Annotated in this window: 16 protein-coding genes; 12 read left to right on the forward strand and 4 right to left on the reverse strand. The window is 61.4% G+C overall.

All coding sequences use genetic code 11. The features are described from left to right. Positions 1-381 precede the first annotated feature (381 nt). The 3 genes from AX768_RS18440 to AX768_RS18450 are packed head-to-tail and all read left to right on the forward strand — an operon-like array spanning position 382 to position 6,033. Positions 382-2,511, forward strand: coding sequence for a tellurite resistance TerB family protein (locus AX768_RS18440; RefSeq protein ID WP_062001550.1), 2,130 nt, complete (start codon positions 382-384; stop codon positions 2,509-2,511). Next, complete coding sequence (locus AX768_RS18445; protein ID WP_062001551.1) at positions 2,508-3,818, forward strand: ATP-binding protein; 1,311 nt, start codon at positions 2,508-2,510, stop codon at positions 3,816-3,818. The genes AX768_RS18440 and AX768_RS18445 overlap by 4 nt, the downstream gene beginning before the upstream one ends. Continuing rightward, positions 3,790-6,033 (forward strand): DEAD/DEAH box helicase, encoded by a 2,244-nt coding sequence (locus tag AX768_RS18450; protein ID WP_062001552.1) that lies wholly within the window; start codon positions 3,790-3,792, stop codon positions 6,031-6,033. Before AX768_RS18445 ends, AX768_RS18450 begins: the two co-directional genes overlap by 29 nt. A 38-nt stretch (positions 6,034-6,071) precedes the next feature. On the opposite strand, the gene AX768_RS18455 is transcribed toward AX768_RS18450, so the two are convergent. Then, complete coding sequence (locus tag AX768_RS18455) at positions 6,072-8,204, reverse strand: heavy metal translocating P-type ATPase (protein WP_231941517.1); 2,133 nt, start codon at positions 8,202-8,204, stop codon at positions 6,072-6,074. Positions 8,205-8,240: 36 nt separating this feature from the next. Here AX768_RS18455 and AX768_RS33740 point away from each other — a divergent pair, with 36 nt between their 5' ends. From AX768_RS33740 to AX768_RS18490, 8 genes are all read left to right on the forward strand, one after another. Continuing rightward, on the forward strand, positions 8,241-8,390 hold the full coding sequence (locus tag AX768_RS33740) for a hypothetical protein (RefSeq protein ID WP_231941518.1): 150 nt from the start codon (positions 8,241-8,243) through the stop codon (positions 8,388-8,390). 48 nt (positions 8,391-8,438) lie between these two features. Continuing rightward, positions 8,439-8,870 (forward strand): Cd(II)/Pb(II)-responsive transcriptional regulator, encoded by a 432-nt coding sequence (gene cadR, locus AX768_RS18460; protein ID WP_062001553.1) that lies wholly within the window; start codon positions 8,439-8,441, stop codon positions 8,868-8,870. 209 nt (positions 8,871-9,079) lie between these two features. Beyond that, the gene (locus AX768_RS18465; RefSeq protein ID WP_062001554.1) at positions 9,080-10,048 is read left to right on the forward strand and encodes an ABC transporter substrate-binding protein; all 969 of its coding nucleotides are present in this window, start codon (positions 9,080-9,082) and stop codon (positions 10,046-10,048) included. A 13-nt stretch (positions 10,049-10,061) separates the two neighbouring features. Further along, positions 10,062-11,576 (forward strand): sugar ABC transporter ATP-binding protein, encoded by a 1,515-nt coding sequence (locus AX768_RS18470; RefSeq protein ID WP_062001555.1) that lies wholly within the window; start codon positions 10,062-10,064, stop codon positions 11,574-11,576. Continuing rightward, positions 11,573-12,610, forward strand: coding sequence for an ABC transporter permease (locus tag AX768_RS18475; protein WP_062001556.1), 1,038 nt, complete (start codon positions 11,573-11,575; stop codon positions 12,608-12,610). The genes AX768_RS18470 and AX768_RS18475 overlap by 4 nt, the downstream gene beginning before the upstream one ends. Further along, entirely contained in the window at positions 12,607-13,704 is a 1,098-nt protein-coding gene (gene yjfF, locus AX768_RS18480; protein ID WP_062001557.1) for a galactofuranose ABC transporter, permease protein YjfF, read from the forward strand. The genes AX768_RS18475 and yjfF overlap by 4 nt, the downstream gene beginning before the upstream one ends. A 93-nt stretch (positions 13,705-13,797) precedes the next feature. After that, on the forward strand, positions 13,798-15,540 hold the full coding sequence (locus AX768_RS18485; RefSeq protein ID WP_062001558.1) for an IlvD/Edd family dehydratase: 1,743 nt from the start codon (positions 13,798-13,800) through the stop codon (positions 15,538-15,540). Positions 15,541-15,600: 60 nt separating this feature from the next. Continuing rightward, positions 15,601-16,539: a Gfo/Idh/MocA family protein gene (locus AX768_RS18490; RefSeq protein ID WP_062001559.1), complete on the forward strand. Its 939-nt coding sequence runs from the start codon at positions 15,601-15,603 to the stop codon at positions 16,537-16,539. 41 nt (positions 16,540-16,580) lie between these two features. Here the strand turns inward: AX768_RS18490 and AX768_RS18495 are convergent, their stop codons facing one another. The 3 genes from AX768_RS18495 to AX768_RS18505 form a co-directional block, all read right to left on the reverse strand. Next, complete coding sequence (locus tag AX768_RS18495; RefSeq protein WP_082779018.1) at positions 16,581-17,954, reverse strand: c-type cytochrome; 1,374 nt, start codon at positions 17,952-17,954, stop codon at positions 16,581-16,583. A gap of 10 nt (positions 17,955-17,964) precedes the next feature. Then, positions 17,965-19,683, reverse strand: coding sequence for a GMC family oxidoreductase (locus AX768_RS18500; RefSeq protein WP_082779019.1), 1,719 nt, complete (start codon positions 19,681-19,683; stop codon positions 17,965-17,967). 142 nt (positions 19,684-19,825) lie between these two features. After that, positions 19,826-20,521, reverse strand: coding sequence for a gluconate 2-dehydrogenase subunit 3 family protein (locus tag AX768_RS18505; RefSeq protein WP_062001561.1), 696 nt, complete (start codon positions 20,519-20,521; stop codon positions 19,826-19,828). Positions 20,522-20,815: 294 nt separating this feature from the next. Here AX768_RS18505 and AX768_RS18510 point away from each other — a divergent pair, with 294 nt between their 5' ends. Beyond that, the gene (locus tag AX768_RS18510; protein ID WP_062001562.1) at positions 20,816-21,037 is read left to right on the forward strand and encodes a hypothetical protein; all 222 of its coding nucleotides are present in this window, start codon (positions 20,816-20,818) and stop codon (positions 21,035-21,037) included. The last annotated feature ends 104 nt before the right edge of the window (positions 21,038-21,141 follow it).

A 21,141-nucleotide genomic window follows, 5' to 3' on the forward strand; every position in this document is an offset into this window, starting at 1 on the left:
GAGCGAAATGCTGCTTTTTGTACTGCCCTAGGCTTGGGCTCCAGGCCTCGCCGATACCTCGTCGTACCATCGGCGCAAGGCTGCAAGCCCATCGGGGATCGGCATTTTGAATGCGTTGGCCGCGAAGTCGGTTGTCACGTTGATTGCAGCCTAGTTTTCAGCCAGATCGAAAGGGCGGCTTGCACTCGCGGAATTTCCAGCCGCTCAACCGCCTGGCAGCAGGCTGCGCGGCGGTTCGGGACCACGGTGAAAATGGAGAATAAGTAATATAATCAATAGGAAATTGCTGGTTCACGGTCTCGCGGGAAGCAATTCCCGGCAAGACGCGCAACACAGGTTTCATACAATCGGCACATTGTTCATGAGGGGCCTGTTTAATCCATGGGGAGTTCTTCCGGCGCTTACAACGACCGCGACGCGTATGACCATAGCGACGACGAGGCGTTGATATCAGTGACCATCGCGGAAAATCCAGTCGCGACGGGCCACGGGATCAAGCCGCCACGCAATGCTTCGGCCTCCTCTGTAGCGTGGATTGCTCCCGGACAAACCGTCGAGATCGGCGATACCTCCATCTCCGGCGGCATGTTCTATCTCGGCGATGTGCACCGCTCGACGCCCCGGTCAATCGAAGCGTGCGTGATCGACCCGCGCGCCGATGTGGCCGACATGGGCGCGAATCAGATCGCGGCGCTCGGTTCCAAGGAATTGAGTTACGGCACGCTGACGGCCGAGCAGCGGCGGACCTATCTGGAATGGCTCTGCTCGGACCGCAAGAAATCCGACATCCATACCGGCTACCTGTTTTTCTATCTATACGGTCTTGAGCGACGGGTGCTCGTGGATGGCGCGGCAGGAAAGGTCGGCGAAACCGAATTCGCCGATATTGCGCGCGAACTGCGCCGTCTGCGGAACATCGATGCAAATTATTCGTGGCAAAAGCATCTGCGCAATCTGCTTGAATCGGTCGGGCTGATGTCATCGCGCAACGGAAAGATGTACAACAAACCCGCACCGCGCGGCATGGCAATCGGCTATCAGGTTCCCATGGACGTGCGCGTCGCGTTCGCACAAGCCGCCGTCGATAAACACCCTGTCCCCGCCGGCTGGGCGCTCGCCTGGGCGAAGATGGACCCGTTGCTCGTGCGCCGCGCGGCCGTGACGCGTTGCCCCGAAGAGTTCGACAAGGTGTTCGTTCGCAAGTACGCCGAGCGTTTCAAGAACGGCATGCTGCTTTCGGTGAATCGCACGACGCTTGAAGTCCGGCCCGATCCTGCGTTCAGCGCGCTCAGGAACTTGCCGGTGCCGGGGTTCCTTGTCGGATTGCCGGATATCGGCGCGATCAACGGGCCGCGCGGCCGGCTGCAATCGCTGATGAATGAATCGGCGAGTGCGCTCGACTCATATAGCCGCTATCTGGGCAGGTTTCCGGGCGCGGCGGGAACGCTCGATGCGACGCTGATGTTGCCTATCGAATTGTGGCCGGACGCCATGCAGCACGCGCTCGATGCGCTCGCCGACGAAGTCCGGCACGGGCGAATCGGCGTGTCGACTTTCGGCGAACTTCTCGGGCGATTCAAATTCACGGGCAACGTGACGCGCGACAAGATGACTGCGTTTTGCACGGTGCTGTCAAAGGCCGGTATTGCGATCGAGCCCGATGTCAGGCTCGGCGCCCGCACGCCGAAACCGGGTGATGCGCTGGCGCTGTTTGCCACGACGGCCGGGGCCGACGTTTTGCTTGCCGATGACGCGTACTCAGTCGCAACCGTCATGATCGATCTCGCCGCAGCCGTGGCCATGGCCGACGGCACCGCGTCAGATGCCGGAACTTCAGCAATCGATAATCGGATCGGCACGTGGCCGGAGGCATCGGAAGAACTTAAGCTGCGGTTGAAAGCGCGAAGCCGTGTGCAGCTTGCGCAGGGTGCCTCGATTGCAGGATTCAGGAAGCGGCTGGAGCCGTTGGCTGCGAACCTTCGAAACGATCTTGCGGCATTGCTCGTGCAAGTGGCCAACGCGGATGACGTTGTATCGCGGGAAAAAGTGAAGGCGCTGGAGAAGGTGTACCGGATGATGGGTATCGATACACAGCGTCTTTACAGCGCCCTGCATCAGGACGCGGGCACTGCGAAACCTGCAGCGAGCTTTACGCTCGACCCCGCGCGGATCGCGGCGTTGAAGCACGAAACGGCAAGGGTATCGGCGATTCTTGCTGACGTATTCGTGGAAGAGCAGCACGCCCCGGTGGCTTCGAAAGCAGCCGAGCCGGAGCAACCGCCGCTTATCGGACTCGACGATGCCCACTCGACCTTCCTGCGCCTGCTCGTCACGCGTGTCTCGTGGACGAGAGCCGAGCTGGAGGACGCGGCATCGAAGCTCGACCTGATGCTCGATGGCGCTATGGAACAGGTCAACGAGGCGTCGCTCGATCACTGGGACGAGCCGCTGACAGACGGGGATGACCCGGTAGAAATCAATCAGGAATTAGCTCAAAGGCTGGCTGCATGACAACGATTCGCCCAAGGGACCGTGACGCGGTCCTGCAATCCCTTCGCGCCGGCGTGGTGCCGCGCATTGGGCAACATCTGATCCAGGTCGGCCGGGCGAGGGAACTCGACGCGCTGATGAAGGACATCGACCGCGTGGCCGATGGCGGCTCGAGTTTTCGTATCGTCGTGGGCGAGTATGGCGCGGGCAAGACGTTCTTCCTGAACCTCGTGCGCGCGATCGCGCTGGAAAAGAAACTCGTGACCGTGCATGCCGACCTGAATCCGGACCGCCGGCTGCATGCGTCTGGCGGCCAGGCACGTTCGCTCTACGCGGAGCTGGTCAAGAACATGTCCACACGCACGAAGCCCGAAGGCGGCGCGCTGGCGGGTGTGGTGGAGAAGTTCATCGGACAGGCGAAGACTGAAGCGAAGGCCTCGGGCAGGACCAGCGAAGAAGTGATCCGCGCCCAGTTGAGCCAGTTGACCGAGATGGTCAACGGCTACGATTTCTCGGATGTGATCGCAGCGTATTGCCGTGGCTTCGAAGATGGCAACGAACAACTCAAGAGCGACGCGGTCCGCTGGCTGCGCGGCGAATTCTCAACGCGCACCGACGCTCGCGCGGCGCTCGGTGTTCGCACTATCGTCGACGATGCAACCATCTACGACCAGTTGAAGCTGCTTGGCCGTTTCGTGCGCATGGCAGGGTATAGCGGCCTGATGGTCTGTCTCGACGAACTCGTGAACCTGTACAAGCTGTCCAACGTGTCGGCGCGCAATTCGAACTACGAACAGATACTGCGCATCCTGAACGACTCGCTGCAGGGCTCGGCTGTTGGTCTCGGTTTCGTGCTGGGCGGCACGCCCGAATTTCTGCTCGATACCAAACGCGGCCTCTACAGTTATCCCGCACTGCAATCGCGTCTTGCCGAGAACGCGTTTGCGACTAACGGCCTGGTCGATTACAGCGGACCTGTCATCAGGCTCGCAAGCCTCACGCCGGAAGACTTCTACGTGCTGCTCGACAAGATCCGGATGGTGTATGCCTTCGGGGACGCCAGCAAGGCGCTCGTACCCGAAGAAGCGATCCCGGCATTCATGAAGCACTGCGCGACGCGTCTTGGCGAGGCGTATTTCCGTACACCGCGAACCACGATCACGGCGTTCATCAATTTCCTCGCCGTCCTCGAGCAGAATCCGGGGCGCGACTGGCGCGAGCTGATCGATGCGTTGACCATCGAGCGCGACGACGGTGGCAGCGCGCCCAACGTTCCCGCTTCACCCACCGACGGTGACGATGAACTCGCCAGCTTCCGGCTCGACTGATTCCCGAAGTTTCGACCTGCTCGACGAACGCATCCGCCGATGGATCTGGCAGGAGGGCTGGACCGAGTTGCGCGACGCGCAGGAGCGCTCGGTTCCTGCGCTGATCGACGCGGATCGCGATGTGATCATTGCCGCAGCGACAGCCGCCGGTAAAACAGAAGCGGCGTTCTTCCCGATCCTTTCGAACCTGCTGCGCGATGAACCCGTCGCGTCCAGCGTGCTGTACATCAGCCCGCTGAAGGCATTGATCAACGATCAGTGGTCGCGGCTAGAGGGTTTGTGCGAGACGCTGGAGATTCCCGTAGTCGGGTGGCATGGCGATGTATCGGCGAGCCGTAAGCAGCGTTTCTTGAAGAAGCCATCGGGCATTTTGCTCATCACGCCCGAATCGCTCGAGGCCATGTTCGTCACGCGCGGATCTTCGCTTGCCAACACCTTCGGTTCCCTCCGATACATCGTCGTGGATGAGCTGCATGCGTTCATTGGCTCCGAGCGTGGCATGCAACTGCAGTCGCTGCTCAAACGCGTGGATCGCGTATGCGGCCGATTCGTGCCGCGCGTGGGGTTATCGGCGACGCTCGGCGACATGCAGCTTGCCGCGCATTTTTTGAGGCCGAAGGCGGAGAAGCCGGTTGAGATCATCGAGTCGAAAGGGAGCTCGCGGGAGATACGGCTCATCATCAAGGGCTTCGTGCAAACGCCGGCGCGTGTTGAAGCGCAACCCGATATCCGCAGTCCGCAACTCGAAGATGCCGTGCCTGGCAGCACGCTTGAAATCGCGAACCAGATGTACCTCGCGTTGCGTGGTGCAAACAACCTCGTGTTCCCGAACAGCCGGCGACAGGTCGAGCTTTATGCCGACCTGTTGCGCCGCGCATGCGAACGCGATGGTCATCCGAACGAGTTCTGGCCGCACCACGGCAGTCTTTCGAAGGAGCTGCGCGAAGACGCCGAAAACGCGCTGCGTTCGGGCGACCGGCCGGCGACGGCGGTGTGTACATCGACGCTTGAACTCGGTATCGACATTGGCGCGGTGAAAAGTGTCGCGCAAGTGGGGCCGCCGCCATCGGTGGCTGCGCTCATGCAGCGATTAGGACGCTCGGGACGCCGCAAAGACGAGCCGGCGATCCTGCGCAGCTACTGCGTGGAAGCCGAACTTCACGCGCATTCCGGTTTCTCCGATCGCATCCGTGAAGGGCTCGTCCAGTCGATAGCCGGCGTTTTCCTGCTGCAGAAAAAGTGGGTCGAACCGCCGAGGGCGCGTGGTCTGCATGCATCGACTTTTGTGCAGCAAGTGATGTCCGTGATCGCGGAACGCGGCGGCGCGACGGCGACAGGGTTGTGGGAGACGCTCGTCGAAAACGGTCCCTTCGACATGATCGATAAACCCACGTTCGCCGCCATCCTGCGCAGCCTCGGCAAAGCCGACCTGATCGTGCAGGAGAAAAGCGGCTTGCTGCTGCATGGCGTGCGCGGCGAGAAGTTGGTCAATCACTACGAATTCTATGCATCGTTTTCCAGCGATGACGAATTTCGTATCGTGGCCGGCAGCAAGCAGCTTGGGTCCTTGCCCGTCGCGCGTCCTTTGATCCCGGGGCAGGGCATCATCTTCGGCGGTCAGCGCTGGCGTGTGCTGGAAGTCGATCCTGAGCGCAAGACGGTGTTTGTATCGGCGGATCGTGGCGGCGCGCCGCCTGTCTTCGATGGCGCCAGCGCGATGGTCCACGACGAAGTTCGCCGCGAGATGAAGCGCGTTCTGGCGGATGACCAGCCGGTGGTTTTCATCGATACAAAAGCGGCAAAGCTTCTTGAAGAAGGGCGCAAGTACTTTGCCGCGGCCGATCTGGCAAACAAGTCGATATTTGGAGAAGGCAATCACGTCATGCTCGCGACGTGGGCAGGTGATTGGGTGAACGACGCGCTGGTCGTGCTGCTGCGCGCCGAAAATCTCGATGCCTGGAACCAGGGGGCGGTTGTGAGCATCACCGGGTCGAAGTTCGAGACGGTGATGAGCGTGCTGCAGAAGATCGGTACGCGCACGGCTTCGGATTTGACGCGCGCGTTGAGCGTGATCCAGAACGTCGAGAACGAAAAATGGGACTGGGCCCTTCCCGACGATGTCAAACGCGCGGCTTTTGCTTCATTGAGACTGGATATGCAGGGCGGGGTCGAGATGGCCCGGCGGCTGGTGGCGGAAAATCAGGGGCGGTTGTGAGAATTGGTCGAATGAGGTGACGGGCACTCGACGCACCGCTACTTGCGCAACAACCGCAGCCCGTTACCAACCACCAGCAAGCTCGCGCCGACATCGGCGAAAACGGCCATCCACATCGTTCCCAAACTGATGAGCGTCAGCGTCAGGAACACCGCCTTGATCCCGAGCGCCAGCACGATGTTCTGAATCAGGATGACGTGCGTCGCCTTTGACAAACGCACGAACGCCGGAATCTTGCGGAGGTCGTCGTCCATGAGCGCGACGTCCGCGGTCTCAATGGCTGTGTCGGTTCCCATGGCGCCCATCGCAAAGCCGATGTTCGCGCGTGCAAGCGCCGGGGCGTCGTTGATGCCGTCGCCCACCATCCCGACGACCGACCCATCGGCGCCGAGATCGACGATCGCCTTGAGTTTGTCTTCGGGAAGCTGATTGCCGCGTGCTTCATCGATACCGACTTCCTGCGCGATCGTCTTCGCTGTGTGCGGATTGTCGCCCGTCAGCATGGCGGTACGAATGCCGAGGCTATGCAGATCATCGATTGCTTCGCGGCTCGTGTCCTTGACCGTATCGGCGACGGCGTAGAGCGCCAGCACCTCGCGTTCGTTGCTCAACGCAACGACGGTCTTGCCTTCGCGCTCGAGTGCTTCGAGGCGCAGTTCAAGAGAAGGCGAGCACAAGCCGGATTCCTCCACCATCCGATGATTGCCGAGCGAATACGAGCGGCCTTCGATCACCCCGCGCACGCCGCGTCCGGCAATGGCCTCGAATTCATCGACCATGTGAAGCTCGACTAGATCCTCTTGCGCCGATCGCGCGATCGATTGCGACACCGGATGATCCGATCTTGCGGCAAGGCTTGCGGCGATCCGGCGGTTCTCTGCGGAACCCTCTCCGTCGATAAGTTCGGCATCGGTTTGTACGGGCTTGCCGTGCGTGATGGTGCCGGTCTTGTCGAGCGCGAGCCACGCGAGCTTGCGGCCTTCTTCCAGATACACGCCGCCCTTGACCAAGATGCCTTTGCGCGCCGCCGCGGCAAGGCCGCTCACGATCGTCACCGGAGTCGAAATGACGAGCGCGCAGGGGCACGCGATCACGAGCAGGACGAGTGCCTTATAGATCCAGTCGTGCCAGCTTCCGCCCGCGAGAAGCGGCGGGAGGATCGCCACAGCGAGTGCGATTGCGAACACGATCGGGGTATAGACCCGAGCGAACTGGTCGACAAACCTTTGCGTCGGCGCCTTTGCGCCTTGCGCTTCTTCGACCACATGAATGATGCGCGCGAGCGTCGTGTCGCCAGCGACGGCCGTCACCGCGAACTCGAGCGATCCTGCTTCGTTGATGGTGCCGGCGAAGACCGCGTCGCCCTCGGTTTTATCGACGGGAAGGCTTTCGCCGGTGATCGGCGCCTGATTGACCGTCGAACGGCCGGCAAGCACGGTGCCATCCAGACCGATACGCTCGCCGGGTTTGATCCGAACCACCGATCCGACAGATACTGTCTTTGCATCGATATCGGCCCACGTGCCGTCCGCCTGACGCACGGTCGCCGTTTCAGGCGTGAGTTGCATGAGTCCTTGAATGGCGTTGCGCGCGCGATCGAGCGATTTCGCTTCGATGAGCTCGGCAACCGTGAAGAGGACCATGACCATGGCCGCTTCGGGCCATTGCCTGAGAACCAGCGCGCCGGTCACGGCAATGCTCATCAGCGCGTTGATATTGAGGTTGCCGTTGGAAAGCGCAACCCAGCCCTTCTTGTAGGTTGTCACACCGCAGGCGAGCACGGCGATGATCGCCAGCGCCGCCGACAGCCACGTCGAGGCGCCAAGCCAGCTCGCCGCTTCCGAGCCGATGGCCGCAGCGCCGGCAAGCGCAAGCGGCCACCATGGTTTCGGAGTTTCGGCAATCGATGCATCGAGCTTGCCGGCCGAGTCCGGCATTTCCGGCGTGAAGCCGAGCGAGCGGATTGCGTCCGCGACGGTATCGAGGGAATCAGGGGTGTGCTCGACCGTCAAAACCCGTTGCATGAGATTGAACTCCATGCCCTTGACGGATTGCATACCACCGAGCTTCTTGCGGATGAGCGTCTCTTCGGTCGGGCAATCCATCTGCATGATCCGGATCGGCGTGCGGATGTTGCTGCCGACGCGTTGCAGTCCGGAAAGACTTGCCATGGTCGCGGAAGAGGCGGACGCGCAGCAGGAATCTGTATGGGCCTGACCGTGCCCTTCATGAGCATGGCTTGCGTGGTCGTGTTCTGCATGGTCGTGCCCGTGGTGCTCATGGTGGTCGTGCTCCGCATGTGCTGGGTCTTTGGTTGTATCGGACATCGTGGCTTCCTGACTGGATTTGTGTTCTAGTAGACACCTTGAAGCCACTTCAAGGTCAAGCACTAACACGGAGGTCGCATGAAAATCGGAGAACTCGCCAAAAGCGCACGTTGCACGACGGAAACGATCCGTTTTTATGAGAAAGAAGGCCTGATGCCCGATGCCGAACGCACGGGAGGGAATTATCGGGATTACTCGGCTGTCCACGTCGAGCGGCTGCGTTTTATCAGGAATTGCCGGGCGCTCGACATGGCGCATGACGAGATCAGGGCCCTGCTGGGACTGACGGACAAGCCGGCGCAGCAGTGCGGCGCCATCAACGCACTGGTCGATGAACACATCTCGCACGTCGATCATCGGATCGAGGAATTGCAGCAGTTGAAGGCGCAGCTGATCAGTTTGCGAAGCCGCTGCGCGGTGGAGCAAGCCGTGGGTGACTGCGGCATCGTCCAGGAACTGACGACCATGGAAGTCTCACCTGCGCGCGTGAAACATTCGCACATTGGATAAAGCGGGCGCACGGATCGTTCCGCCGCTCGGCCACCACCCCTCCGCCATACCATTCCTGGTATCGCAAATGCCAAATAACTGATTGGACCGCCATGCACCCCGGCGCTACGCTTCGTTCCGGTACGTCCTGCGTCCAATGACCGCCCATCCCGCATGAGCGGCAAAGAAGCGCGGCAGTACCGATTACAAACACAAATAAATCGGAGACCATGAGACATGCTCGACGCGCAGCCATTGGTGCGCTGCTTGGTTCTGCGCTATTGCTGGGCGCAAGCCTGAACGCCCAGGCCGACGACAAGAAAATCACCCTGGGCTTTTCGCAAGTGGGCGCCGAGAGCGCATGGCGCACCGCCAATACCGTATCGGTCAAAAGCGCGGCCAAGGATGCCGGCATCAATCTGAAATTCTCCGATGCCCAGCAGAAACAGGAAAACCAGATCAAGGCGATCCGTTCTTATATCGCCCAGAAAGTCGATGTGATCGCGTTTTCGCCGGTGGTCGAATCCGGCTGGGAACCGGTGCTCATCGAAGCGAAGACCGCGAAGATTCCGGTGATCCTCACTGACCGCAATATCGACGTGAAGGACAAGTCCCTGTACGTCACCATGATCGGTTCGGACTTCCTGGAAGAAGGCCGGCGCGCGGGCAAATGGCTCGAAGAGCGCTACAAGAACGAAGCCGGTCCGATCAACATTGCCGAGTTGCAGGGCACGGTCGGCTCCGCGCCCGCAAATGACCGTCGTGCCGGGCTGCTGGAAGTGATCAAGAACGATCCAAAGTTCAAGGTCATCGCTTCGCAAAGCGGCGACTTCACGCTGGCCGGCGGCAAGCAGGTCATGGAAGCTTTCATCAAGACTTACGGCAAGCAGATCAACGTGGTCTACGCGCATAACGACGACATGGCGCTCGGTGCGATCCAGGCCATGGAAGAAGCCGGCGTCAAGCCGGGCAAGGACGTGAGCGTGGTCTCGTTCGACGCCACCAAGGGCGGCTTCGAAGCCATGGTGGCCGGCAAGATCAATGTGGACGTCGAATGCAGTCCGCTGCTCGGCCCGCAACTCATGACCGCGGTGAAAGAAGTGGTGGCGGGCAAGGAGTTGCCCAAGCGCATCGTCACCGACGAAACCGTGTTCCCCATGAGCGTCGCGGCGCAGATCCTGCCGCAGCGTAAATACTGAGCGGCGAGACTCCATGATCGCTTCGCCCATCCTCGAAACCATCGGTATCTCGAAGTCGTTCCCGGGCGTCAAGGCGCTGCAGAACGTGGACTTCCGGTTGTTGCCCGGCGAGATCCATACGCTGATGGGTCAGAACGGCGCCGGCAAGTCGACCCTCATCAACGTACTCACCGGCGTCCACGCGCACGACGCCGGCGAGATCCGGCTGGGTGGCGAGGCGGTCAGTTTCGCAACGCCGCTCCATGCGGAAGCGGCTGGAATCAGGACGCTGTATCAGGAAGTGAACCTGTGTCCGAATCTGTCCGTCGCCGAAAACGTGTTTGCCGGACGGCAGCCGAAACGGCATGGCGCGATCGACTGGAAGACCATTCGTGCGCGTGCCGAGGCGGCGCTGGCCGACCTGAACGTATATCTCGATGTGACCAAGTCACTCGATACCTACCCGATCGCGGTGCAGCAGATGGTTGCGATCGCGCGAGCGGTATCGGTGGATGCGCGCGTGCTGATTCTCGATGAACCCACGTCGAGCCTCGACGAAGGAGAAGTCGCGCGGCTTTTCGGCGTGCTGCAGAAGCTCAAGCAATCGGGCATCGCAATCCTCTTTGTCACGCATTTTCTCGAGCAGACCTACGCGGTCTCGGACCGCATCACGGTCATGCGCAATGGCGAGCGTGAAGGCGAATATCTGGCCCGCGATCTGCCGGTGGAACTGCTGGTTTCGAAGATGGTGGGCCATGAACGCATGACCGAGCGCCTGAAACGCGCGGCTGACGAACCGCCGGCAAAGAAGAGTCTGGTGCCGCCGTTCTTCACCATGCGCGGCAGCGGCCGGCGTGGCGTAATGAATCCCATCGATATAGACGTGCAGCCCGGCCAGATCCTCGGCCTCGCGGGCCTGCTCGGGTCCGGCCGCACCGAGACCGCGCGCCTGCTTTTTGGCGCTGAGCGTTCGGACGCGGGCAGCATGTCCATTGGCGGGAAGGCAGTGAAACTTCGCTCGCCCCGCGATGCCGTGCGCCGCGGCGTGGGGTATTGCCCCGAGGACAGGAAGAAGGAAGGCATTGTTGCGGAGCTTTCCATACGGGAGAACATCGTGCTTGCGCTGCAGGTGCAACGCGGCTGGTGGCGCGTCATAGGGAAGGCGAAACAACGCGAAATAGCCGATGACTATATCGGGCGGCTTGGCATCAAGGCTCGCGACGCAGAGCAGCCAATCGGACTTCTCTCTGGCGGGAACCAGCAGAAGGTGCTGCTCGCGCGCTGGCTTGCGACCGAGCCGAAGATGCTGATTCTCGATGAACCCACGCGCGGTATCGACGTTGCAGCCAAATTCGAAATCATGGATCGTGTGCTGGCGCTGTGCGCGAAAGGCCTTGGCATTGTGTTCATCTCCTCGGAGGTGAACGAAGTGGTGCGCGTGAGCCATCGGATCGCGGTGCTGCGCGACCGGCGCAAGGTGGCGGAAGTCGAGGGGCACGCGACGTCGGAAGACCAGGTGTACCGGTTGATTGCAGGAGGCGGCCTGTGAACCCGATCAAGGCAACGTTGCAACATCCTCTCGTATGGCCGGCTCTCACGCTCGTGTTGCTGATTCTGCTCGACCTGAGCCAGAACGCGCATTTCCTCTCGATTTCCGTACTCGATGGCCACTGGTTCGGCGCGCCCATCGATATCCTCAATCGTGCGGCGCCGCTCGTGCTGGTGTCCCTCGGCATGACGCTCGTGATCGCGACACGCGGCATCGATATCTCCGTTGGCGCTGTCGTCGCCATCGCGGGCGCGGCGGCCGCGAGCATCCTCGCCGACAATCCCGCGAATGTGGCTGAAGCACTTGCCGCTGCGCTCGTCATGGGCGTGATTGCCGGCATGTGGAACGGCGTGCTCGTGGCGTTTGTCGGCATGCAGCCGATCATCGCGACGCTGATCCTGATGGTGGCCGGGCGGGGCGTCGCGCAGCTGCTCACGGGCGGCCAGATCATTCCCATCGGGGCGCCGGGGTATCTGGTGGTCGGCGGCGGTTATCTGGCGCGCATACCGTGCTCCGTGTGGGTTGCGGTGGCCGCGATTGCCGGGACCGCGCTGCTCATGAACCGCACGGCGCTCGGCATGTTCATCCGCGCGATCGGCATCAATCCGGTCGCGACGAAACTCGTTGGCTTGCGTTCGAGCGCGATCGTGTTCGGGGTCTATACGTTCTCCGGTCTCACGGCGGCTATTGCGGGAATCCTGATCAGCTCGAACGTGCGCAGCGCCGACGGCAACAATGCGGGCCTGTTGCTCGAACTCGATGCGATCCTCGCCGTCACGCTCGGCGGCACGTCGCTGCTCGGCGGCAAGTTCAGCCTTGCCGGCACTGTGCTCGGCGCATTGATCATCCAGACGCTCACATACACCACGTATTCGATAGGCGTGCCGCCTGAAGCTACGCTCGTTGTAAAGGCCGCGGTGGTGCTGGTCGTCAGCGTGATCCAGTCTGCGAGCGCTCGTACGGTGATCGTGCGACAACTCGGCCGCGCCTTTCCCCACGTTGCCAGGAAGCCCCTTGCAGAGGCCGCCAAATGAGGAATTTCCTTGATCGCCTGGTCGATCCGCGCACGTTGCCAATCGTCGTCACCGTCGTTCTGTTCGTTGCGCTGTTCGCTTTCGGCTCTGCGATGTACACCGGGTTTTTCTCGCTGCAAGTGCTGCTGGGCCTGCTCGTTGACAACGCCTTTCTCCTGATCGTCGCAATTGGCATGACCTTTGTGATCGTGTCGGGCGGCATCGACTTGTCGGTGGGATCGGTGGTGGCGTTGACGACGATCCTCTGCGCCGTCTTCGCCGAACGCCTGCATTGGTCCATATGGGTCATCGTGCCGCTCGTGCTTGTCTTCGGCGCGTTGTACGGAGCGGCCATGGGCGCGCTCATCCACTTCTTCAGGCTGCAGCCGTTCATCGTCACGCTGGCGGGCATGTTCCTCGCGCGCGGCGCGTGTTTCCTGATCACCACGCAATCGATCACCATCAACGACCCGAGCTTTCACGCGCTGTCGGGTTTTCACATCGATATACACGGTGCTTCGCTCACGGCCGGCAGCCTGATCGCCATTGCAACGCTTGTGCTTGCCATCTTCGTCGCGCATTTCACACGTTTCGGGCGTAACGTCTATGCGGTCGGCGGCAACGAACGTTCGGCATTGCTGATGGGATTGCCCGTGGCACGCACGAAGGTCGGCGTGTATGCGCTGAGCGGATTTTGCTCGGCGCTCGGCGGCGTGGTGTTCACGCTGTACGTGCTCTCGGGATACGGCTTGCAAGGGCAGGGCATGGAGCTCGATGCGATTGCCGCCACGGTCATCGGCGGAACCTTGCTTACGGGCGGGGTGGGCTATGTGATTGGATCGGTGTTCGGCGTCGGCATTCTCGGAACCATCCAGACGCTGATCACGTTCGATGGCACGCTCAGTTCGTGGTGGACCCGCATTGTGATTGGCGCGCTTTTGTGTGCGTTCTGCCTGTTGCAGCGCCTGATAGAACGGCATGCGGCCCGGCGCAAGTCGGATGGAACGGCGTCGGGTGAACGGGCGGGATCAAAGCTGAAGCTCAGGTGGCGGGCAACACGGCAACACGACGACGCGACCAAAGCAGATCCCGCTGCGCTCGGGTCACGGAGCTGACTCAGCTATCGACATGAAAAACGGTTCCGGACGCGCGGTGCGTTCGGGCGAATGAAGCTTTGAATAGTAATAGAAACGGTCAAGGAAAAATCGATGTCAGACGCAAAACGCCCGCTGCGCTCCGCCCAATGGTTCGGCACGGCCGACAAGAATGGCTTCATGTACCGAAGCTGGATGAAAAACCAGGGCATTCCCGATCATGAATTCCAGGGCAAGCCGATCATCGGCATTTGCAACACGTGGTCCGAACTCACGCCGTGCAATGCGCATTTCAGGAAGCTCGCGGAGCATGTAAAGCGCGGCGTGTTCGAAGCGGGTGGTTTCCCGGTTGAGTTCCCGGTGTTCTCGAACGGCGAATCCAATCTGCGCCCGACCGCGATGTTCACGCGCAACCTCGCCAGCATGGACGTCGAGGAATCGATCCGCGGCAATCCGGTGGATGCTGTCGTGCTGCTCGTCGGCTGCGATAAAACCACGCCCGCGTTGCTGATGGGCGCGGCGAGTTGCGACGTGCCGGCCATCGCGGTAAGCGGCGGACCGATGCTCAACGGCAAGCATCATGGCCGCGACATCGGTTCGGGCACGGTCGTGTGGCAGCTCAGCGAGCAGGTCAAGGCGGGCAAGATCACGCTGCACGAATTCATGTCGGCGGAGGCGGGCATGTCGCGTTCGGCAGGCACGTGCAACACCATGGGGACGGCATCGACCATGGCATGCATGGCGGAGGCGCTCGGCGTCACGCTGCCGCACAACGCGGCAATTCCCGCCGTCGATGCCAGGCGCTATGTGCTTGCGCACATGTCGGGCATGCGCATTGTGGAGATGGCGTTGCAGGACGTGCGGTTGTCGAAGCTGCTGACCAAAGAAGCGTTCGAGAACGCGATCCGCGTGAATGCGGCGATCGGCGGATCGACGAATGCGGCGATTCATTTGAAGGCGATCGCGGGTCGCATTGGTGTGAATCTCGAACTCGATGACTGGACGCGCATCGGCCGCGGTACGCCGACGCTGGTCGATCTGCAGCCTTCCGGCCGCTTCCTGATGGAAGAGTTTTATTACGCGGGCGGCTTGCCGGGCGTGATCCGACGGCTTGGCGAAGCGGGCTTGCTGCCGCATCCCGATGCGCTCACCGCGAACGGCCAGTCGCTGTGGGAGAACACGAAAGAGGCGCCCATCTACGACGAAGGGGTCATCCGGCCGCTCGATAACCCGCTCGTCGCCGATGGTGGTTTGTGCATCCTGCGCGGCAACCTTGCGCCGAATGGCGCCGTGGTGAAGCCGTCGGCCGCGACGCCCGAATTGCTCAAGCATCGCGGCCGCGCGGTCGTGTTCGAGAACTTCGATCACTACAAGGCGCGCATTGGCGACCCCGAACTCGATGTCACGAAGGACTCTGTTCTCGTGCTGAAGAACTGCGGCCCGAAAGGTTATCCGGGCATGGCGGAAGTCGGCAACATGGGTTTGCCGCCGAAGCTGCTGGCACAAGGCGTGACCGATATGGTGCGCATCTCGGACGCACGCATGAGCGGCACGGCGTACGGCACCGTCGTGCTGCACGTGGCGCCCGAAGCGCGTGCGGGTGGCCCGCTTGCGGTGGTGAGGGACGGAGACTGGATCGAACTCGACTGCATGGGCGGCATATTGCACCTCGACGTCAGCGAGACTGAACTCATCGCGCGTCTCGCCGACTGGGCGGAAGCGCAGACCGTCACGCCGGCGGATACGAGCGGGTATCGGAAGCTTTACGTCGATCATGTTCTGCAAGCCGATCAGGGCTGCGATTTCGATTTTCTCGTAGGATGTCGGGGTGCCGATGTGCCGCGGCATTCGCATTAAGCCTGGACTGGCGGCGCGTTGCACGCACCAGATCAACGACGATATCTTTAAGGTCCATCCATGACAGAGCAAGTTGCACAGGTCGCCATAGGCATTGCCGGCGTCGGCAAGATCGCTCGCGATCAGCATTTACCTGCTATAGCCGGGAATCCGGGGTACAGGCTCATTGCCGGCGCGAGCAGGAATGCGCGGATCGACGGGGTCAACAACTATCAGAATGTCGGGGAGATGCTGAAGGCCGAACCGCAATTGCAGGCCGTGTCGCTGTGCGCGCCGCCGCAAGTGCGGTTTGCGCAGGCACGCGCGGCGCTCGAAGCGGGCAAGCACGTGATGCTCGAAAAACCGCCGGGTGCAAGCGTGACCGAAGTTCAGGTGCTGGCTGCCCTGGCGCGGGAAAAGCAATGCACGCTGTTCGCGACCTGGCATTCCCGTCATGCGCCGGCCGTTGAAACTGCGCGTGCATGGCTTGCGGACAAGACGATCACATCGGTCAACGTCTTGTGGAAAGAGGACGTGCGCCGCTGGCATCCGGGGCAGGACTGGATCTGGCAGCCGGGTGGACTGGGCGTGTTCGATCCCGGCATCAACGCGTTGTCCATCGTCACGCGCATCTTGCCGCATGCGTTCTTCTTGAAGTCGGCGGAGTTGTTCGTTCCGGCCAACAGGGACAATCCGATCGCCGCAAACCTCGATTTCAGCGATGCGCTCGGCACGCCGATCCGCGCCGAATTCGACTGGCGGTTTGGTCCGGAAGAGTTGTGGCAGATCGAGGTGACGACCCGCAGTGGCGTCTTGCACCTGGCGCAGGGCGGGAAGTTCTTGAAGATCGATGAAGAGGTGAAGGATCTCGGCAAGGAGCGGGAATATCCGAGCCTCTATGACCGGTTCTTCGAGTTGATCTCGACGGGTTCAAGCGATGTCGATGTCAGCCCGTTGCAGCATGTCGCAGACGCCATGTTGCTCGGCAAGCGGCATGAGGTTGAAGCCTTCGAAGATTGAACGTTGAAACGGCCGGGCTTCTGCTAGCGCCCGGCCGTCCACTACTGCCCGCCCGATGCCTGATCGTCCGGCGCGGCGTGATGCAGTTCAGGCTCGGCCATCGAGAACCCTTCCGCGCTCACCGGCTGCGCAGTCTTTCGGATCTTTGCGACGTCTGCCGCCGTCGCCTTGCCGCCTGAATTTCCCCAGCTCGTCTGCACGAACGACACCACGTCCGCTATTTGCTGGTCGTTGAGCACATCGGCATACGGCGCCATGGTCATCCTCGAAGGCGCGGTTCGCGTGGCTGGCATCGCGCCGCCCGAGAGCACGATGTGTATCGCCGACGTCGGGTTCGATGTCTGCAGCACGGCGTTGCCCGCCAGCGCCGGAAACGCCTTGCCATTGCCCTTGCCGTTCGACTTGTGGCATCCCGCACACCGGTCGAGGTAAATCTGCGCGCCGGGCATGGGCGGCACTTCGCCCGCATACAGCACGCGCGAGATCGCGGGGTCGTACGCGTAGGGTTTCGCCTGCGTCCTGCGCGCAGGCATCGACTTCAAATACCGGGCGATGCTCTCGAGATCCTGGCCGGTCATGTACTGCGTCGAATCGACTATGACATCGTTCATGGCGCCGAAAGATGCCGTCATGGGCGTGCGGCCGCTGCGCAGGAACTCGACAATATCCGCTTCGCTCCAGTCCGCCAGGCCGCCGCCGTGTTCGTTGCGCAGCGACGGCGCAATCCATCCGTCGATGGCGCCGCCGCCCGCAAGATAGATTGAAGAGTCGTTGCCGGTCAGCGCTTTTTCCTGCAAGCCGACGCCGCGCGGCGTGTGGCAACTGCCGCAATGACCCAGCCCTTCCACCAGATACGCCCCGCGTGCAACGGAGACGCTGTCGCTCGCGGTGTCGGCGTAGGGCGCGGGCGTGGGTGCAAACGCGGCGCGCCAGATCTTCAGTGGCCATCGCATGGAAAGCGGCCAGGGAATATCGTTCTTGCGATTGGCCTGCTCGACGGGTGCAACGCCATGCTGAAAGTAGGCGTAGAGCGCGTGCATCTCGGTATCGTTCACGCGTGAATACGACGGATACGGCATTGCCGGATAAACGGCGTACCCGGACTTCGTCTCGCCGTGACGCATCAGCGCGGCAAAATCGTCGTAGCTCCATGTACCGATACCAGTCTTCGCATCCGGCGTGATGTTGGTCGAATAGATCTTGCCGAGCGGCGTCTGGATCGGCAGACCGCCGGCAAACGGCTTGCCGTTATGCCCGGTATGGCACGCGATACAGTCGCCTGCATGCGCCAGATACTCGCCGCGCGCAACCTGCTGCTGATCGGCAGTGAGAGGCGCGGCTTGCGCCGCATGTGCCGCGAAAGAGAAGGAAACAGCAAGCGCGAGCCCGCTCAAAACCCGGGTGAATGATGTCATCGTGTTCGCCTCAGGCATCGACCAGCGGACGCGGGTCTTTCAGATATTGTTCGCGGATCGCCTTCGCCGACCAGTAGGCAAGCGCTGTCGCGAGTCCCGTCGGGTTATAGCCGATACCCACAGGAAACACGCCCGAGCCTACCGCAAAGACGTTGTGCACGTCCCAGCTCTGCAGGTAGCGGTTCAGCACACTCGTGTTGCGGTCGGTTCCCATCGCGACGCCGCCTGCCCAGTGCGTGGTCTGGTACGGACGCAGGTCGAGGTGATCGCCGATGTTCATCACGCTCGTCTGGATGGACTTGGGGTTCATCGCGTGGGCGACTTTCTGCATCTGACCGGTGACGTACTGGCTCATGCGGATATCGTTTTCTTTCCAGTCGAAGGTGAAGCGCAACAGCGGCTGGCCGAAGCTGTCGGTGTAGGTCGGGTCGAGATCGAGATAGTTGTCGGCGTAGACCATGTTCGCGCCGTGAACATCGAACGAGACGGTATTGGTGTAGTTGTCCTTCACCGCCGTCTTCCATTGCGCGCCCCACTTGGGCGTGCCGGTCGGAACAGGAATGCCGGAGATCGGCTTTACGCCGGCCGGGTTGCACCAGACGGGCGCGCCGCCCACGAAGCCGAGCGGACCATGATCGAAGTTGTCGGCATTGAAATCGTCCAATGCCACGCCGTTGCCACCGGCACCAATAAACCCGTTCGTGTTCTTTCCTGGCCCGAAGAACATGCGCACGGTGGACATCGTCTGATAGGCGACGTTCTTGCCGACTGCGCCCTGGCCTGTTTTCGGGTCATAGGGCTTGCCTATGCCCGAGAGCAGGAACAGCCGCGCGTTGTTGTACGCGAACGTGCTGGCAATCACGAGCGCTGCGGGCTGCTCGACGGTATTGCCCTTGATGTCCACATATGTCACGCCCGTCGCTTTCTTTTTGCTGCTGTCCAGGTTGATGCGCAGCACGTTGCAGTTCGATCGCAATTCGAACAGCGGCACCTGTTTCAGCGCAGGCAGGATGTTGACGTTCGGCGATGCCTTCGAGTAGTTGTAGCAGGCGAAGCCCGAACAAAAACCGCAGAAGTTGCACGGACCCATCTGGCAGCCGTACTGGTTCGTGTAGGGTTGCGCAACGTTCGCCGACGGTTCCTGAAACGGATGAAAACCCACTTCACGCGCGGCGAGTTCGAACAGGTGCGCGGTGTACGGCGTCTTTTGCGGCGGCAGCGGGAAGTTGTCCGAGCGGTTTGCTTCGAACGGATTACCCACGCCGTTCGCAACAATCTGACCTTTCACGCGATACGCCTGGCCCGACGTTCCCATCATCTTTTCGACGAAATCGAAGTGCGGTTCCAGCTCTTCGTAAGTTACGCCGAAGTCCTGCAGCGTCATGCCGTTTGGCACGAACTTGCGGCCGTACTTTTCCTCGTAGTGCGACTTGAGACGAAGTTCTTCCGGATACACGCGCCAATGCTGGCCGGACCAGTGCAGGCCCGCGCCGCCCACGCCTTCACCGGGTTTGAAGGCGCCAATCTGCCGATACGGCAACGCGGTGTCGTTCAGGGAATGGCGGAACGTGAAGCTCGTCTTCGACATGTCCTGGAACAGCTTCCAGCGCTGCAAATAGGTCAGCTCATCGAGCGTCTTCGGATACGCGCCGTCCGGGTAGGTGTCGCGATACGCGCCACGCTCCAGTGCAACCACGTGCAGGCCGGCTTCGGTCAGTTCCTTCGCCATGATGGCGCCGGTCCAGCCGAAGCCGACAATCACGGCGTCCCACGGGCTTCATCTTTAAATCGGCCATGCAATGTGTCCTTGTTTGTCAGCATCTGCGCTTATGGAACCGGTTCCAAAACCGGGCAACGATCAGGCGCCCCGTTCAGCCGATTGAAACCGGCGGCAGCGGATAACGCTTGCCGTATTGTTCGACCCAGTCGATGTAATCGCCGCGTGCGCCCGGGAAATTGATCATTCGCCACGCGTCCATGTGCTTGTTGCCGCCGTGCTTCGGATCGCAGAAATAGCCTTCGTGCGTGTTCTGCAGCAACTGCGCGAAGAAGTCGGCGGGCGGGACGTCGCCGATTGCCAGCTTGCCGTGTTCGAGTTCGCCGATGAGCGCATCTTTGCCGGCATCGTCGAGATCGTTGAAAGGCTTGTTGCGCCTGGCGATGACCGCCTTGTCGAAACCGGCGAGCGCCGAACGGTACAGCGTGCGCGGCGAGAATTCGAGCTGGTAGCCCATCAGCGGCGATGTGTCTCTTACGAACGGGCCGCGCATGTACCAGAGCGCCCCGAAGCCATACGGCTGGTTCATCTGCAAGTCGATGAACTCGGCCACGCCGGCCTCGACCGCGCCCGGGCCTTGCGCGTCGGCGGGAATCAGCCGGTCAACCAGCGCATTGAGCGTGGTCCATTCCTGGGCGGTGAAGTAGGCCGGCTTGTAAGGTTGGTCGTCGGCCGCCTTCACGAGCGTGGAACCGGCCACACCTGTTCCAACCGCGACGGCGGCGGGCGCCATGGCAAGTGCATCGCGGAGAAACGCGCGCCGGGCAGGGGAGATGCCGATGGTTTTCATTATCGAGTATCCAGAATGGCGAGCGGTCTTCAAGGGGTGGGATTATGACTGGCCACTTTGAAAGGCGCGCCGAAGCCGCCCGATAAACACCTTTGCAAGAATTGAAAATATAAAAGCAAACGTAAGATTCAAGTAATCATTTGGGAGGCTGGTGCTTGGCGGATCCTAAGATGATTCCGGTGGCCGATCACAAGCAGACAACAAACTTGACACTTACCCGTGATATTTGTTAATAATAATCATTTGCATTTGAGCTAGGGCTGGCTGGCGCGCCCGAGTGCGGTCACGGACCCGGTGACCACCGTCTGCAGCTTCGACGGCAAACAGCGCAACTGCAGCCTGGAACTCACGACCTACGGCGACGTGCTGAGCGGCCTGCGCCTGACGGCAAGCTTGACGTTTAACGACGCGGACGGCGTGCCGAAACGCGCGATCAACTTCGGCGTTGGCTGGGACCTGCCGTGGGTACCGGGCCTGAGCCTGAACGGGCGGGTCATCACCACCTCTTCGCCGTAATTCGATGCGGCCAACCGCATCGAGGTATCCGGCTGGACACGCACGGATGTCGGCGCGCGTTATCGGACGCGGATTGCGGGGAAGTCCGTGGTCTAGCGTGCCAA

This window comes from Burkholderia sp. PAMC 28687 (genome assembly GCF_001577465.1).
GTDB lineage: Bacteria > Pseudomonadota > Gammaproteobacteria > Burkholderiales > Burkholderiaceae > Caballeronia.

Bases quoted from the DNA above. Each gene is read 5' to 3' on its own strand.
- cadR (WP_062001553.1), top strand. From the start codon at position 8,439: ATGAAAATCGGAGAACTCGCCAAAAGCGCACGTTGCACGACGGAAACG.
- AX768_RS18500 (WP_082779019.1), bottom strand. From the start codon at position 19,683: ATGGCGAAGGAACTGACCGAAGCCGGCCTGCACGTGGTTGCACTGGAG.
- AX768_RS18470 (WP_062001555.1), top strand. From the start codon at position 10,062: ATGATCGCTTCGCCCATCCTCGAAACCATCGGTATCTCGAAGTCGTTC.
- AX768_RS18440 (WP_062001550.1), top strand. From the start codon at position 382: ATGGGGAGTTCTTCCGGCGCTTACAACGACCGCGACGCGTATGACCAT.
- AX768_RS18465 (WP_062001554.1), top strand. From the start codon at position 9,080: ATGAGACATGCTCGACGCGCAGCCATTGGTGCGCTGCTTGGTTCTGCG.
- AX768_RS18505 (WP_062001561.1), bottom strand. From the start codon at position 20,521: ATGAAAACCATCGGCATCTCCCCTGCCCGGCGCGCGTTTCTCCGCGAT.
- AX768_RS33740 (WP_231941518.1), top strand. From the start codon at position 8,241: ATGGGCCTGACCGTGCCCTTCATGAGCATGGCTTGCGTGGTCGTGTTC.
- AX768_RS18445 (WP_062001551.1), top strand. From the start codon at position 2,508: ATGACAACGATTCGCCCAAGGGACCGTGACGCGGTCCTGCAATCCCTT.
- AX768_RS18455 (WP_231941517.1), bottom strand. From the start codon at position 8,204: ATGGCAAGTCTTTCCGGACTGCAACGCGTCGGCAGCAACATCCGCACG.
- AX768_RS18450 (WP_062001552.1), top strand. From the start codon at position 3,790: ATGAACTCGCCAGCTTCCGGCTCGACTGATTCCCGAAGTTTCGACCTG.
- AX768_RS18490 (WP_062001559.1), top strand. From the start codon at position 15,601: ATGACAGAGCAAGTTGCACAGGTCGCCATAGGCATTGCCGGCGTCGGC.
- yjfF (WP_062001557.1), top strand. From the start codon at position 12,607: ATGAGGAATTTCCTTGATCGCCTGGTCGATCCGCGCACGTTGCCAATC.
- AX768_RS18485 (WP_062001558.1), top strand. From the start codon at position 13,798: ATGTCAGACGCAAAACGCCCGCTGCGCTCCGCCCAATGGTTCGGCACG.
- AX768_RS18495 (WP_082779018.1), bottom strand. From the start codon at position 17,954: ATGACATCATTCACCCGGGTTTTGAGCGGGCTCGCGCTTGCTGTTTCC.